This window comes from Streptomyces sp. NPDC002144, assembly GCF_053593695.1.
Genome location: NZ_JBSFDB010000005.1, coordinates 212,325 through 225,128, shown reverse-complemented (window position 1 = coordinate 225,128; position 12,804 = coordinate 212,325). Strand labels below are relative to the sequence as shown.

Genomic DNA, 12,804 nt, shown 5'->3' with positions numbered 1-12,804 from the left:
ACAGCACCATCAGCAGCCACACCACGGGCGCCGTGGGCAGCAGGGAGTCCAGGCGGTCCATGCTGTGTCAATTCGCCGCTACCGCGGCGCGGCGCCATGCCCCCGCATCAGCCACTGCCGACGAACAACACCATCAGCAGCCACACCACGGGCGCCGTGGGCAGCAGGGAGTCCAGGCGGTCCATGATGCCGCCGTGTCCCGGCAGCAACGTGCCCATGTCCTTGATTCCCAGATCCCGCTTGATCATCGACTCGCCGAGGTCGCCCAGCGTGGCGCTGGCCGCGACGGCCAGACCCAGCAGCAGGCCCTGCCACCAGGCACCGTCGTCGATCAGGAACTGCATGCACAGCGCGCCCGCCACCATCGCGAAGGTCACCGCGCCCAGCAGACCCTCGCGCGTCTTGCCGGGGCTGATGCGCGGCGCGAGCTTGTGCTTGCCGAAGCGCCAGCCGACGGCGTACGCGCCCGTGTCGCTGACGACCGTGAGCAGGAGGAAGGTCAGGACGCGCCACGGCCCGTCGTCCGCCGCGAGCATGAGCGCCACGAACGTCGCCAGGAACGGCACGTAGAACGCCGCGAAGACGCCCGCCGTGACGTCCCGGAGATAGTTCTCCGGCGGATCCGTCATGCGCCAGACGAGGACCGCGAGTGCCGTGAGCGCCATGGCGACCCACGCGCCCTCGGCCCCGCGCACGTATCCGGCGACGACCATCGCCGCACCGCCGAGCGCCAGCGGAACCAGCGGCGCCTTGATGTCCTTGCGCTCGGCGAGCCTGCTGGTCAGCTCCCACAGGCCGACGACCACGGCGACCGCGACCACGCCCACGAAGACGGCCTTGACGACGAAGAGCGACGCGATGATCACCACGCCGAGCCCGACGCCCACCCCTATGGCCGCGCTCAGGTCGCGCCCAGCGCTCTTCTTCTGCGGCTGGGGCGCCGGCTGCGAGGCGTCGGGCATGGGCTCCGGATTCTGCTGCACCGCCAGGGGCGGCGGTGCCTGCGGCGTCTCGTCGCGGAACGGGGGGCCGCTCAGCCGCGCGGCCCCCCGGTCGTCATCCTGGTCTCCGCCGTACGCGGGTACCTCGGGCACGATGGGCATGGGGCGAGTCTGCTGCGCCTCAGGCGCATCGTACGCGGGACCCGCCGGGGCAGCCCCCTGGACAGGCCCCTGGTCGGACGGCCCCCAGTACCCGTTGTGTGGCGGCGCTCCCCAGGAAGAGTCGTTCATCAGACCTCGAGCAGCTCCGCTTCCTTGTGCTTGAGGAGCTCGTCCACCTGGGCCACGTACTTGTGCGTGGTGTCGTCGAGCTCCTTCTCGGCGCGGCGGCCCTCGTCCTCGCCGATGTCGCCGTCCTTGACGGCCTTGTCGAGGGCGTCCTTGGCCTTGCGGCGCACGGAGCGGATGGACACACGCGCGTCCTCGGCCTTGCCCTTGGCGACCTTGATGTAGTCGCGGCGGCGTTCCTCGGTCAGCTCGGGGAACACCACCCGGATGATGTTGCCGTCATTGCTCGGGTTGACGCCCAGGTCGGAGTCGCGGATGGCCTGCTCGATGTTGCGCAGCGCCGTCTTGTCGAACGGGGTCACGACCGCCATGCGCGGCTCCGGCACGGAGAACGAAGCCAGCTGGTTGATCGGCGTCGGCGCGCCGTAGTAGTCGGCCACGATCTTGTTGAACATCGCCGGGTGCGCACGACCGGTGCGGATCGCGGCGAAGTCCTCCTTGGCGACCACGACGGCCTTCTCCATCTTCTCCTCGGCCTCGAGGAGGGTCTCTTCGATCACCACTTGCTCCTGCGTGTCTTGAGTAAGGCCCGGCTGCGGTTCCTGTGGGGGCGGCGGCCGGCTGCGTCGCGTCTTCTTCCTGCACGGTTCCCGACCTGCGGGACATTGTCCATCCCCCGGTCAGGGTCCGTCGGTGTTGCTGTCAGTCCCGGCTGTCCTGCTCACCCACCAGCGTGCCGATCTTCTCACCCTTGACGGCGCGGGCGATATTGCCCTCGGTCAGGAGCTCGAAGACGAGGATCGGGAGCTTGTTGTCGCGGCACAGCGTGATGGCGGTGGCGTCGGCGACCTTGAGGTCGCGGGTGATGACCTCGCCGTAGCCGAGGGAGTCGAACTTGACGGCGTCCGGGTTGCGCTTGGGGTCGGAGTCGTAGACCCCGTCCACGCCGTTCTTGCCCATCAGCAGCGCCTCGGCGTCGATCTCCAGGGCGCGCTGGGCGGCGGTGGTGTCGGTGGAGAAGTACGGCATGCCCATACCGGCGCCGAAGATGACCACGCGGCCCTTCTCCAGGTGGCGCACGGCCCGCAGCGGGATGTACGGCTCGGCGACCTGGCCCATGGTGATCGCGGTCTGCACCCGGCTGTCGATGCCCTCCTTCTCCAGGAAGTCCTGGAGGGCGAGGCAGTTCATCACGGTGCCCAGCATGCCCATGTAGTCCGAGCGGGCCCGGTCCATGCCGCGCTGCTGCAGCTCCGCGCCGCGGAAGAAGTTGCCGCCGCCGATGACGACCGCGACCTGCGCTCCGTCGCGGACGACGGCCGCGATCTCACGGGCGATCTTGTGCACCACGTCGGGGTCCACGCCCAGGCCCCCGCCACCGGAGAAGGCCTCTCCGGACAGCTTCAGCAGAAACCGGCCGGGTACTTTGCCGTCGTCGCTCTTCTGGGGCTTGGTGGTCATGGAGATCCCGCCTCTTTCACCTGTTGCACATACGAAGAAGGCCATTGCCGCTGGGGTTTGGCTCCCGTGCTCGGCAATGGCCTCCTCGTCAGATCCGCTGTCGTCCGTCACCCGCTGACAACTGCGTACGACCCTATCGGGGTCGCGCGCCGATCGCGGTACGGACTCAGATGCCGACCTTGATGCGCGTGAAGCGCTTCAGGGTGACACCGGCCTCGTCCAGGACCTTCTGGACCGACTTCTTCGCGTCGAGCGCGTACGGCTGACCGAGCACCGTGGCGTCCTTGAAGAAGCCGTTGAGGCGACCCTCGACGATCTTCGCGATCGCGGCCTCGGGCTTGCCCTCGGCGCGGGTGGTCTCCTCGGCGATGCGGCGCTCGGACTCGACGACCTCGGCCGGCACGTCCTCCTTGGAGAGGTACTTCGGCGCGAAGGCGGCGATGTGCTGGGCGATGCCCCGGGCGACCTCGGCGTTCGGCTTGTCCAGCTCGACGAGGACACCGATCTGCGGGGGCAGGTCGGGCATCGTGCGGTGCATGTACGCGGTCACGTAGCCGTCGGCGAACTGCGCGAAGCGGTCCAGGACGATCTTCTCGCCGAGGTTGGCGTTGGCCTCGTCCACGAACGCCTGGACGGTCTTGCCGGCCTCGATCTCGGAGCCCAGCAGGGCCTCGAGGTCGGCCGGGGAGGTCTTGGCGACGTGCTCGGCGATCGCGTTGGCGACGGCCTGGAACTTCTCGCCCTTGGCGACGAAGTCCGTCTCGCACTTCAGCTCGACGAGGACGCCGGAGGAGTTGTCGTCGGCGATGATGGAGACCACGGCGCCGTTCTCGGCGGAGCGGCCCTCGCGCTTGGCGACGCCCTTCTGGCCCTTGATGCGCAGCGCCTCGACGGCCTTCTCGACGTTGCCCTCGGCCTCGTCCAGTGCCTTCTTGCAGTCCATCATGCCGGCGCCGGTGAGCTCACGAAGCTTCTTGACGTCGGCGGCGGTGTAGTTCGCCATGAGTCTGTGAATCTTTCTCGAAGTCTGGAAGATCGAAGATCTACGGGTCTACGGCCCTCATGTAGCGGGGGCCGCCGACTCTCCGCTGACCTACGGGTGAACGGCGGGGGCGACCCGGATGTCGCCGCCCCCGCCGTCAACGCTGACTGATCAGGCCTGCTCGGCGTCCGCGGCCGGGGCCTCGGCAGCCGGAGCCTCGGCAGCCTCGGCCGCGGGGGCCTCGGCGGCGGGGGCCTCGGCGGCAGGAGCCTCAGCGGCGGCCTCGGCCGGCTTCTCGGCCTCGTCCGCCTTCTTCTCGCCCTCGAGCAGGTCGCGCTCCCACTCGGCGAGCGGCTCGCCCGCGGCCTTCTCCTTGCCCTCGGTGGCGACACCGCTGCGGGCGATGAGGCCCTCGGCGACGGCGTCGGCGATCACACGGGTGAGCAGGGTGACGGAGCGGATCGCGTCGTCGTTGCCCGGGATCTTGTAGTCGACCTCGTCGGGGTCGCAGTTGGTGTCGAGGATCGCGACGACCGGGATGTTGAGCTTCCGGGCCTCACCGACCGCGATGTGCTCCTTCTTGGTGTCCACGATCCAGACGGCGCTGGGCACCTTCTGCATCTCGCGGATACCGCCGAGGGTCTTTTCCAGCTTGGCCTTCTCGCGCGAGAGCACGAGAAGCTCCTTCTTGGTCAGACCGGACGCGGCGACGTCCTCGAAGTCGATCTGCTCGAGCTCCTTGAGGCGCTGCAGACGCTTGTAGACGGTGGAGAAGTTGGTGAGCATGCCGCCCAGCCAGCGCTGGTTGACGTAGGGCATGCCGACGCGGGTGGCCTGCTCGGCGATGGCCTCCTGCGCCTGCTTCTTCGTGCCGACGAACATGACCGTGCCGCCGTGGGCGACGGTCTCCTTGACGAACTCGTAGGCGCGGTCGATGTACGACAGCGACTGGAGCAGGTCGATGATGTAGATGCCGTTGCGCTCGGTGAAGATGAAGCGCTTCATCTTCGGGTTCCAACGACGGGTCTGGTGACCGAAGTGGACGCCGCTCTCCAGCAGCTCCCGCATCGTGACGACGGCCATGGCCGTATCTCCTTGAATTTCTCGGTTGTCCCGCGGATGCCGTGCGGTATCCGCGCCTGACGCCCGCGTGCGCCGTGCCGCAGAGGACCGAGAGGCGCTGACACCGGCTTGTGATCACCTGGTGTCGGGGCGTGCGAAGTCGACCCGGTGACCCGGATCGCCAGAAGAAGTGTACGGGACCGGCGAGGCACCGGGTGACGCCGCTGTCCACAACCCGGGAGTAGTCCACAGATCCCGCCATGATCGGCGGCTGGTGCGGGACGGTTCCGTCATGCGAGCGAACCGATACCTGCGTCTGACGGTGACGGCTCTCCTGGCGCTGACGTGGGCCGTCCTGACCCCGTGGGCCTGGGCGGAGCCCCCACAGCCCCCGGCCGACCCGCCCCCTGACGTCCCCGCCATCGGCCGCGCCTGGCCGGTGGGCACCCGTCCCACGGTCGTACGGGGCTGGGAGCCCCCGGCGACGATCTACGGCCGGGGCCACCGCGGCGTGGATCTGGCGGCCCCGGCCGGGACGCCGGTCCGCGCGGTGGCAGCCGGCAGGGTGTCCTTCGCGGGCAGGGTGGCGGGAAGGGGAGTCGTGTCGGTGGAGCTGAGCGGCACGGACCTGCGCACGACCTACGAACCGGTGAGCGCGTCGGTGCGGAAGGGGGACGAGGTCGAGCCCGGCGAGGTGGTGGGGACGGTGGACCTCACGGGTTCGCACTGCACGGTCACCTGCGTCCACTGGGGCTTGCTACGGGGCGAGACCTACCTGGACCCGTTGTCCCTACTCCCCCCGTGGCTCCTCCACAGGGGCCCATCGAGACTGCTCCCGGTACTGGGGGTTCCGCTGCCTGGGTAACTTGCGGGGGCAGTCGTGCCGAGGACGGCGCGTGTCCGAGGCCGCGCTGGCCGCGGGGCTGACCGTGCGGGTGGCCTCACCGGGGGGGAGGTCGCGCAGCCCGGCGCTGACGGGGTGCCGCCGCCTGCGCCCACCCGTGCCGCCCTAGCGGACGCACCGGGCCCGCCTGCGGCCTGCGGGAGCAGACGCACCGGGCGTGCTGCCTACGGCCTACGGGAACAGACGCACCGTGCCTGCCTTCGACCAGCGGGGACGGCATTCGCGCGGCGACCTGCTCGGCCCGCAGGGGCAGTCGCGCCGAGCCCGTGTTCGACCCGCGAGCGAAGCCGCGCGCCGACCTGCCCAGCCCACGGAAGCAATCGCGCCGAGCCTGCCTTCGATCTGCTGCTGGCCCCAGCCGTGCGGCGACCTGCTCAACTCGTGAGGGCAGTCGCACCGCACGACCTGCCCGCCCCCCTCAGCCGCGCGCGCCCCTCAGTACCAATGCCACCGCCGCGTCCGCGATCACCTCGGGAGGCTCTGCCACCCCCAGTTCGATCCGCCGGACCGCCGCGTCCACGACCCCCTGCACGAGCATCGCGCCGAGCCGGGGCTCGGGGTGTCCCATCTCGCCCAGGGCCTCCACGATCATCGCGACGAGCCCGCCGTGTGCGGCCCGGATCTTCTCCCGCGCCCCCGCGTCCAGCTCGCTCGCGGAGATCGCCACGACCGCCCGGTGCCGCCGGTCCCCCACCAGCTCGAGCTGCCGCCGCACATACGCCTCGACCTTGTCCGCCGCCGACCCGGCCCCCGCCATGGCGGCCTCGACCTCGGCCGCCCACACGGGGAAGTCGACCGCGCACAGTTCCTCGACGACGGCGGCCCGGGACCGGAAGTACTCGTACACCGACGACCGCGCCAGCCCGGTCCGCTCGGCGAGCGCCGGGAACGTCAGCGCGTCCGTCCCTCCCTCGGACAGCAACGACCGGGCCGCGTCCAGCAGGGCGCCTTGCTGCATCGACCGGTGCTCGGCCACGGAGGCCGCTCGAATCCTTGGCACGTCAACCACTTTACGGACGCGCCACCCCGGACGGGAGTGACTCGCATGGACACGGCCCGCCCCGGCGGAGCCGCCGGACTCACCGCCCGAAGCTCGCCAGCTTCGCCCGCAGCTGCAGCACCGACTTGGTGTGGATCTGGCTGACCCGGCTCTCGGTCACACCCAGCACGTTCCCGATCTCGGCGAGCGTGAGTCCCTCGTAGTAGTAGAGGGTGACCACGGTCTTCTCCCGCTCGGGCAAGGTGTTGATCGCCCGCGCCAGGAACCGCCTGAGCTCCCGGTCCTCGGCCACCTCCACGGGGTCGTCCGCGGCGGTGTCCTCCAGCGTGTCCATGACGCTCAGCCCGTCGCCGCCCTCGCCCCCGACGTGCAGCAGCTCCTCCAGCGCCACCACGTTCGCCAGCGACAACTGACTGAACACCGCGTGGAGTTCGTCCACCCCGATGCCCATCTCGGCGGCCACCTCGCCCTCCGAAGGCGTCCGCCGCAGCCGCGCCTCCAGCGTCGCGTACGCCCGCTCCACGTTCCGCGCCTTCTGCCGCACCGACCGCGGGATCCAGTCCAGCGCCCGCAGCTCGTCGATCATCGCGCCACGGATCCGGGTGATCGCGTACGTCTCGAACTTGATCTCCCGGTCGATGTCGAACTTCTCGATCGCGTCGATCAGTCCGAACACTCCCGAGGAGACGAAGTCGGCCTGCTCGACGTTGGGCGGCAGACCGACACTCACCCGTCCCGCCACGTACTTGACCAGCGGCGAGTAGTGCAGGATCAGCTGCTCCCGCAGCCGTTCGTCCCCCGTGCTCTTGTACGACCGCCACAGTTCGTCGAGCGTCGAGGGAGCGGGCGGCCGCACGCTGCCACCGTCACGGGCGGCTGGGGGGATCGCCGCCCGGTCGGACCCGGAGGTGTGCTGGGGCATTCGTCGCCTTGTGCCGTTCTGCCGTGAAGTGCGTACTGCGTCGGAACCTCGTGAGCGTAGCGTGACTGAGCTGTCGCGGTCAGCGAACGATGAGGGGGAACGCGTACGCGGACCTGTCCCGCGGGCCGTCCCACCGGGTCACGACGGTCGCTTTCCGTGATCGCCCGGGGACCTCGACCGCCGCTGTTTGCACAGGTGCGGGGCCTTCCCCCGGACGGCCGAACACGCTCGGTCAACATCCGCCCCGGCCGTCACGGACGGAGGTCACCGCCTGGCGTGTCAACCTCCAGCCGTCGCCGTGTCGTTCGACGTAACCGAGTGATCGGAGTTCGTACAGTCTCGCGATCGCGTCGTCCCTGGTGGTCTGCGCCCCGCGGGCGACCGCGTCGGCCGAGGAGGCTCCCCGGCCCGGCAGGGCGGCGAGCACCCGTCTGGCGTCCGGCTCCAGCAGGTCCCTGGGCAGCACGGGTCCGCGCCGCTGGGGTGCCAGTTCCCCCATGTCGCCGACGAGTTCGACGACCTCGGCGGCGTCGGTGACGAGGACGGCGTCGTCGCGCAGCAGTTCGTGCACGCCGGCCGAGAGGCCGCTGGTGGCCGGTCCGGGTACTCCCATCGTGTGGCGTCCGAGCCGTTGTGCCGCCCGTGCGGTGACGAGCGAGCCGCTGCGGTGGGCGGCCTCGACCACCACGGTGCCCGTGGTCAGGGCGGCGATGACCCGGTTGCGGACGATGAATCTGCTGGCCGTCGGATGCTCGCCGAGCGGCAGTTCCCCGACCACCAGTCCCTGCTCGGCGATCCGGTTGAGCAGCTCGGTGTGCCCACGCGGATAGGGCCTGTCGACGCCCGAAGCAAGCACGGCCACGGTCGCCCCGCCGGCCCCGAGCGCCCCACGATGAGCGGCCCCGTCCACCCCGTAGGCCCCGCCTGACACGACGACCCACCCGCGCTCGGCGAGCCCGGCGCCGAGTGTGGCGGCCATGTGAGCCCCGTACTCGGTACAGGCCCGCGCCCCGACGACGGCGACGGACCGCAACGCCCACATCCGCAGACTGGGCCTGCCCCGGACCCAGAGGCCCACGGGGCGGGCGTCGCCGAGGTCATCGAGCTGGGCCGACCACTCCGTGTCCCCCGGGATCACGAAGCGGACCCCGGCCTCCAGGGCGAGGCCGAGATCCCGCTCGGCGTCGGCCTCCTGGGCGCGGGTGAGCAGCCCTGCCCAGCGCTTGTCGGTGACCCCGGCGAGCTGCGGCGCCCCTTTCCGCAGCACTCGCGCGGTCTCCACGGCACCAAGCTCCCGCACCCACCGGCCCGCCACTTCGTCACCGGGTTCCAGGACCCGGCTGAGGAAGACCCGGGCGAGCAGCTCGCGGTCCGGGCCGTCGGGGGTCACGTCAGCGCCCCGATGGCCATGGGCACGCCCCGGGGAACACCCGTGCGCAGTTGCAGCGCGAGGCCGACGTCCGTCGCGTCGGGCCGGTCGTGCCCGACGAGGTCGGCGACGGTCCAGGCGACACGCAGGACGCGGTCGAGCCCGCGGGCGGTCAGCGCGCCCCGCTCCAGGTTGCGTTCGGCCTCGTCCATCGCCCCGCTCACGGCGTGCCACCGGCTGCGCAGCTCCCGGCCGGGGACTTCGCTGTTGGTCCGCCACGGGGTGCCCGCGAGCCGCGCCGCCGCGCGCTCCCTCGCCGCCCGCACCCGCTCGGCGACCGTCGCCGTGGACTCGCCCCGCGCGCCGAGCTGCGCGAGCTCGGCGCGCGTGACCCGGTCCACCTCGACCCGGAGGTCGACCCGGTCCAGCAGTGGCCCGGACAGTCGCGCCTGGTAGCGGCGGACCGCCGAGGGCGGACACTCGCAGAAGTCGTCCGTCTGGGAGAAGCGCCCACAGGGGCAGGGATTGGCCGCGAGCACCATCAGGAACTTCGCCGGGAAACGCACCACGCCCGCGCTGCGGGCGATCACCACGTGCCCGGCCTCCAGCGGCTGGCGCAGCGCGTCGAGGGCATGGCTGCTGAACTCGGGCGTCTCGTCCAGGAAGAGAACACCCCGGTGCGACAGCGACACCGCTCCGGGCCGGGCGATGCCGGGACCGCCGCCGACGAGTGCCTGCATGGTCGCCGAATGGTGCGGGGCGCAGTACGGGGCGATGTCGATCAGGGGTTTGCCCGGTGGCAGCAGCCCCGCCACCGAGTGGACCGCGGTGACCTCCAGCGACTCCTCACGGCAGAGCCTGGGCAGGATGGCGGGCAGCCGTTCCGCCAGCATGGTCTTGCCGGCGCCGGGCGGGCCTTCCAGGAACAGGTGGTGTCCGCCCGCGGCGGCGACCTCCACCGCCGTCCGCGCCGAGATCTGGCCCACCACGTCGGCGAGGTCGTGGCCCTGGTCGTGCTGGGCGGCGCCCATGCTGCGCATGCCCGTGGCCGCACCAGTGCCGGGCACGCGCAGCCCGGCGAGCAGCGGATCCGGACGGCCGGGCTCATCGGGTTCCTCGTCGGGCACGGGCTCGTCCGCCAGCACGGCGATCAGCTGCCGCAGGCTTCGCACGCCCAGGACGGACACCCCGGGCACGAGGGAGGCCTCGGCCGCGGCGCACTCGGGCACGACGACCTGTTCGTAGCCGGCCTCCGCCGCGGCGAGCACGGCCGGCAGGATGCCCCGCACCGGCCGCACCCGGCCGTCCAGGCCCAGCTCGCCGATCATCACGATGTCCGCCAGCACCCGTGGGTCGATGCGCTCCGACGCACCCAGCACCGCGCAGGCCACGGCCAGGTCGAAGCCGGAGCCGGCTTTCGGCACCGATGCCGGACTGAGCCCGACCGTCAGTTTCTTCTGCGGCCACTCGCCCCCCGAGTTCACCACGGCCGCCCGCACCCGGTCCCGGCTCTCCGTCAGGCTCTTGTCCGGGAGGCCCACCAGGGTGAAAGCCGCCACCCCGGGCTCCAGGTCCGCCTGGACCTCGACCACCACGCCCTCGACGCCCACCAGCGCCACCGAGCACGTCCGCGCGAAACCCATCTCAGGCCACCCCCCGCGCGTGCTCGACCACCGGGGCACCCTTGACCGGGAGCACCACGCCGATCAGGTCGACTCGGACGCCTCCCGGCGGTGCTCCCCCGTGTGTCTGGATCCACCTCTCGGCGAGATCCCGCAGCCGCCGCGCCTTCTCCGGCGTGATCGCCGCCATCGGGTGCTCGAAGCGGCCGTCCCTGCGGGTCTTCACCTCGCAGACGACCAGGACGTCCCCGTCCCAGGCCACGATGTCGATCTCCCCGGTCCTGCCACAGCGCCAGTTGCGCTCCAGAACCGTCATACCGGCGTCCGTCAGCCGCCGCGCGGCCAGATCCTCGCCGTACCTGCCGAGTGCACTGCGTGCGTTCATGTCGGCACCACCTCCGGCGCCAACCGTCACGCACCTCACCAAGAGAAGTGGATCTTGGTGGACAACTCACCGGCTGTGGATAACTTCGTCACCCGCCTGGCACTCGCCCGCCCGGCACTCACCCGCCCGGCAGCTCCAGGTCGCTCTTGTTCAGCTCCTCGATGTTCACGTCCTTGAACGTGAGAACGCGGACCTGCTTCACGAAACGCGCCGGGCGGTACATGTCCCACACCCACGCGTCCGCCATCGACACCTCGAAGAACACCTCACCCTGGACCGAGTGCACCTGCATCTCGTAGTCGTTGGTGAGGTAGAAGCGCCGCTCGGTCTCGATCACGTATTTGAACAGACCGACGACATCGCGGTACTCCCGGTAGAGCTTCAGCTCCATCTCGGTCTCGTACTTCTCGAGGTCCTCGGCGCTCATGGCAGCTTCCCCTTCAGCCGTGCGGTCCCACCATTGTGCGCCAGTCCCGTGAGCCCCTAGACGATTTCCGTGTCAAGGGTCACGGGCCCGGCCGGGGGCCCTTCGTCGAGCAGCCGGCGCAGCAGCTCGGCGAGTCTGGTCGGATACACCGTCTCATGTGCCCGGGCAAGTTCCGCACACGTCCACCAGCGCGCTCCGGCGACACTGCGCCGCTCCAGCTCGGTGAGGCCCCTGGCCTCGGTGGCCGTCTGGGTCGTACGGGCCAGGTAGTACCACTCGTCCTGGTCCCAGCGTCGTCCCGCGAACGGGAAGGAGCACGTCCGCCGCCACAGCACCGGACCGAGTTCGACCTCGGTGATGCCGGTCTCCTCGGCGAGTTCCCTCAGTGCGGCCTGTTCACGACTCTCGTCGCCCTCCAGGCCCCCGCCCGGCGTGAACCACCAGTCGTCGGTGGGATCGTCCGGTTCGTGGCCGTGCAGGAGCAGGATGCGGTCCTCGGGGTCGAGCAGGACGACCCGGGCCACCTTGCGCAGGCCGCCCGTGCCCTTGCGCAGGCCGCCCGCGCGGGAGCCCTCGTACGCGCCCGTCGCCTCAGCGGGCACTTACGGGCTCCGTCCGCGTGCGGGAGCGCCTGCCGCCCAGACGCTTGGCGATCGGGCCGTACGCCCCGCCACCGAGGACGAGGACGGCACCGACCACGATCAGGGTGACGATCACGCGCAGCGGACCCGGCGTCGACAGCGCGCCCAGCGTCTCGAAGCCCGTGGGACGGGCCAGCATGCCCTTCATGGGCCACACGACGGCGTCCACCCGGGCCGTGACCGCGGACTCGGCCACCGTGCCTTGGGCCGCGTCGGTGAGGTGGGCGGAGGAGTCCAGCGAGCCTTGGCGCTCGTCGCCGAGCAGGAACAGCCGGCCCTTGGGGACCTTCACGGTCGGGATGGTCTTGTCCTCGACCGCGCCGCCCTTGAGGTAGCCCTCGTCGATCTGCTTGCCGTTGACGGTCAGCTTGCCGCCGGTGCAGCAGGCGACGGTGTCCCCGCCGACCGCGACCACGCGCTTGACCACGGGGGCGTTGGTGACCCAGGTCTTGTCCGTGAAGACGACGACATCGCCCCGGTGCACCTCGCCGCCGTCGACGCGCTGGGCCAGCACCCGGTCACCGGCGTCGATCGTCGGCGTCATCGAGGTCGTCGGCACGGTGTAGGGCCGGTAGACCAGCGCTGCCCAACCGAATCCGCCGAGGAACAGCACGATGCCCAGGGCGACCGCGATGCCGGACAGGCGCTGTCCCGCCCTGGTGCCCACCGGGGTCGTGCTCTTGCCGCCGCTGCGCGGGGCCGTACGTGTCGTGCTCTCGCCACCCATGGACCCGCACCCTACCCGGCGGTACCTGAACGGGTCAGCCCCTCATGGCCGCTCTGGGTCACAGCTGCACCAG

The 12,804-nt window shown here is 71.0% G+C and carries 14 protein-coding genes; 1 reads left to right on the top strand and 13 read right to left on the bottom strand.

All coding sequences use genetic code 11. From position 1 onward, the window contains the following. Nucleotides 1-107: 107 nt before the first annotated feature. The 5 genes from ACWCQ1_RS10080 to rpsB all read right to left on the bottom strand — a co-directional run bounded on the left by ACWCQ1_RS10080 (nucleotide 108) and on the right by rpsB (nucleotide 4,755). Nucleotides 108-1,103: a phosphatidate cytidylyltransferase gene (locus tag ACWCQ1_RS10080; protein WP_358595744.1), complete on the bottom strand. Its 996-nt coding sequence runs from the start codon at nucleotides 1,101-1,103 to the stop codon at nucleotides 108-110. Nucleotides 1,104-1,231: 128 nt separating this feature from the next. After that, entirely contained in the window at nucleotides 1,232-1,789 is a 558-nt protein-coding gene (gene frr / locus ACWCQ1_RS10075; protein WP_133047349.1) for a ribosome recycling factor, read from the bottom strand. A 142-nt stretch (nucleotides 1,790-1,931) separates the two neighbouring features. After that, complete coding sequence (gene pyrH, locus ACWCQ1_RS10070; protein WP_133047348.1) at nucleotides 1,932-2,690, bottom strand: UMP kinase; 759 nt, start codon at nucleotides 2,688-2,690, stop codon at nucleotides 1,932-1,934. A gap of 166 nt (nucleotides 2,691-2,856) precedes the next feature. After that, on the bottom strand, nucleotides 2,857-3,693 hold the full coding sequence (tsf, locus tag ACWCQ1_RS10065; RefSeq protein ID WP_133047347.1) for a translation elongation factor Ts: 837 nt from the start codon (nucleotides 3,691-3,693) through the stop codon (nucleotides 2,857-2,859). Nucleotides 3,694-3,843: 150 nt separating this feature from the next. Next, nucleotides 3,844-4,755 carry a 30S ribosomal protein S2 gene (gene rpsB, locus ACWCQ1_RS10060; RefSeq protein WP_133047346.1) on the bottom strand — a complete coding sequence of 304 codons (912 nt, stop codon included), beginning with the start codon at nucleotides 4,753-4,755 and terminating at the stop codon, nucleotides 3,844-3,846. Nucleotides 4,756-5,026: 271 nt separating this feature from the next. Between rpsB and ACWCQ1_RS10055 the strand changes: the two genes are divergently transcribed. Next, nucleotides 5,027-5,599: a M23 family metallopeptidase gene (locus tag ACWCQ1_RS10055; RefSeq protein WP_451026223.1), complete on the top strand. Its 573-nt coding sequence runs from the start codon at nucleotides 5,027-5,029 to the stop codon at nucleotides 5,597-5,599. A 457-nt stretch (nucleotides 5,600-6,056) separates the two neighbouring features. On the opposite strand, the gene ACWCQ1_RS10050 is transcribed toward ACWCQ1_RS10055, so the two are convergent. From ACWCQ1_RS10050 to lepB, 8 genes are all read right to left on the bottom strand, one after another. After that, complete coding sequence (locus ACWCQ1_RS10050; protein ID WP_451026275.1) at nucleotides 6,057-6,614, bottom strand: TetR/AcrR family transcriptional regulator; 558 nt, start codon at nucleotides 6,612-6,614, stop codon at nucleotides 6,057-6,059. 103 nt (nucleotides 6,615-6,717) lie between these two features. Next, nucleotides 6,718-7,560: an RNA polymerase sigma factor WhiG gene (gene whiG / locus ACWCQ1_RS10045; protein WP_133047344.1), complete on the bottom strand. Its 843-nt coding sequence runs from the start codon at nucleotides 7,558-7,560 to the stop codon at nucleotides 6,718-6,720. Nucleotides 7,561-7,792: 232 nt separating this feature from the next. Then, nucleotides 7,793-8,950 carry a DNA-processing protein DprA gene (dprA, locus tag ACWCQ1_RS10040; RefSeq protein ID WP_451026222.1) on the bottom strand — a complete coding sequence of 386 codons (1,158 nt, stop codon included), beginning with the start codon at nucleotides 8,948-8,950 and terminating at the stop codon, nucleotides 7,793-7,795. Then, nucleotides 8,947-10,572, bottom strand: a complete 1,626-nt coding sequence (locus ACWCQ1_RS10035) for a YifB family Mg chelatase-like AAA ATPase (RefSeq protein ID WP_451026221.1) — start codon at nucleotides 10,570-10,572, stop codon at nucleotides 8,947-8,949. Before ACWCQ1_RS10035 ends, dprA begins: the two co-directional genes overlap by 4 nt. Nucleotide 10,573: 1 nt before the next feature. Then, nucleotides 10,574-10,936 carry a YraN family protein gene (locus ACWCQ1_RS10030; protein ID WP_451026220.1) on the bottom strand — a complete coding sequence of 121 codons (363 nt, stop codon included), beginning with the start codon at nucleotides 10,934-10,936 and terminating at the stop codon, nucleotides 10,574-10,576. A 118-nt stretch (nucleotides 10,937-11,054) separates the two neighbouring features. Beyond that, nucleotides 11,055-11,363, bottom strand: coding sequence for a DUF2469 domain-containing protein (locus ACWCQ1_RS10025; protein ID WP_003965949.1), 309 nt, complete (start codon nucleotides 11,361-11,363; stop codon nucleotides 11,055-11,057). A 56-nt stretch (nucleotides 11,364-11,419) separates the two neighbouring features. Further along, nucleotides 11,420-11,965, bottom strand: a complete 546-nt coding sequence (locus ACWCQ1_RS10020; protein WP_451026219.1) for an NUDIX hydrolase — start codon at nucleotides 11,963-11,965, stop codon at nucleotides 11,420-11,422. Then, a complete protein-coding gene (lepB, locus tag ACWCQ1_RS10015; protein WP_133046797.1) occupies nucleotides 11,955-12,731 on the bottom strand; it encodes a signal peptidase I in 777 nt (258 codons plus the stop codon). The genes ACWCQ1_RS10020 and lepB overlap by 11 nt, the downstream gene beginning before the upstream one ends. Nucleotides 12,732-12,804: the final 73 nt, after the last annotated feature.

What these genes read in the sequence shown, in the direction of transcription:
- ACWCQ1_RS10080 (WP_358595744.1), bottom strand. Translation starts at nt 1,103, where the DNA reads ATGCCCATCGTGCCCGAGGTACCCGCGTACGGCGGAGACCAGGATGAC.
- pyrH (WP_133047348.1), bottom strand. Translation starts at nt 2,690, where the DNA reads ATGACCACCAAGCCCCAGAAGAGCGACGACGGCAAAGTACCCGGCCGG.
- tsf (WP_133047347.1), bottom strand. Translation starts at nt 3,693, where the DNA reads ATGGCGAACTACACCGCCGCCGACGTCAAGAAGCTTCGTGAGCTCACC.
- rpsB (WP_133047346.1), bottom strand. Translation starts at nt 4,755, where the DNA reads ATGGCCGTCGTCACGATGCGGGAGCTGCTGGAGAGCGGCGTCCACTTC.
- ACWCQ1_RS10055 (WP_451026223.1), top strand. Translation starts at nt 5,027, where the DNA reads ATGCGAGCGAACCGATACCTGCGTCTGACGGTGACGGCTCTCCTGGCG.
- whiG (WP_133047344.1), bottom strand. Translation starts at nt 7,560, where the DNA reads ATGCCCCAGCACACCTCCGGGTCCGACCGGGCGGCGATCCCCCCAGCC.
- ACWCQ1_RS10035 (WP_451026221.1), bottom strand. Translation starts at nt 10,572, where the DNA reads ATGGGTTTCGCGCGGACGTGCTCGGTGGCGCTGGTGGGCGTCGAGGGC.
- ACWCQ1_RS10030 (WP_451026220.1), bottom strand. Translation starts at nt 10,936, where the DNA reads ATGAACGCACGCAGTGCACTCGGCAGGTACGGCGAGGATCTGGCCGCG.
- ACWCQ1_RS10025 (WP_003965949.1), bottom strand. Translation starts at nt 11,363, where the DNA reads ATGAGCGCCGAGGACCTCGAGAAGTACGAGACCGAGATGGAGCTGAAG.
- lepB (WP_133046797.1), bottom strand. Translation starts at nt 12,731, where the DNA reads ATGGGTGGCGAGAGCACGACACGTACGGCCCCGCGCAGCGGCGGCAAG.